Source organism: Peteryoungia rhizophila (assembly GCF_004912145.1).
Taxonomy (GTDB): Bacteria; Pseudomonadota; Alphaproteobacteria; order Rhizobiales; family Rhizobiaceae; genus Allorhizobium; species Allorhizobium rhizophilum.
Map to the genome: position 1 here is coordinate 1 of NZ_STGT01000020.1, position 670 is coordinate 670.

A 670-nucleotide genomic window follows, 5' to 3' on the forward strand; every position below is an offset into this window, starting at 1 on the left:
CTACCGCTTCTTCTATTCCGACCCCGCCTTCTTCCAGTCGATCTGGAACACGCTCCTGCTCGTGGGCGGCGTGTTGACGATTACCGTCGGTGGCGGCATCGCGATCGCACTTCTGCTCGACCAGCCGATCTTCGGCCAGGGCATCGTGCGGATCATGATCATCTCACCCTTCTTCGTCATGCCGCCGGTGGCGGCACTCGTCTGGAAGAACATGATCATGCATCCGGGCTATGGGGTGCTGGCCGATATCAACCGCTGGTTCGGCTTCCAGCCCGTCGACTGGTTCGCGCAGTATCCGCTGTTCTCGATCATCATCATCGTCGCCTGGCAGTGGCTGCCCTTTGCAACGCTGATCCTCCTGACCGCCCTGCAGTCTCTCGACGGCGAGCAGAAGGAAGCGGCCGAGATGGACGGCGCGGGTTTCATCAACCAGTTCATCTATCTCACGCTTCCGCATCTCGCCCGCGCGATCACGGTCGTCGTCCTGATTCAGACGATCTTCCTGCTGGGCGTCTATGCGGAAATCCTCGTCACCACCAATGGCGGCCCGGGTTATGCGTCGACGAACCTCGTCTTCCTGATCTATCGCACGGCCCTTCTCGGCTACGACGTTGGCGGCGCATCTGCCGGCGGCATCATCGCCATCATCCTCGCCAACATCGTCGCATTC

General features: G+C 60.9%; 1 protein-coding gene. It reads left to right on the forward strand.

The features are described from left to right. The coding region (locus tag E9677_RS25090; RefSeq protein ID WP_136560797.1) for a carbohydrate ABC transporter permease at window positions 1-670 on the forward strand (670 nt) is incomplete at both ends.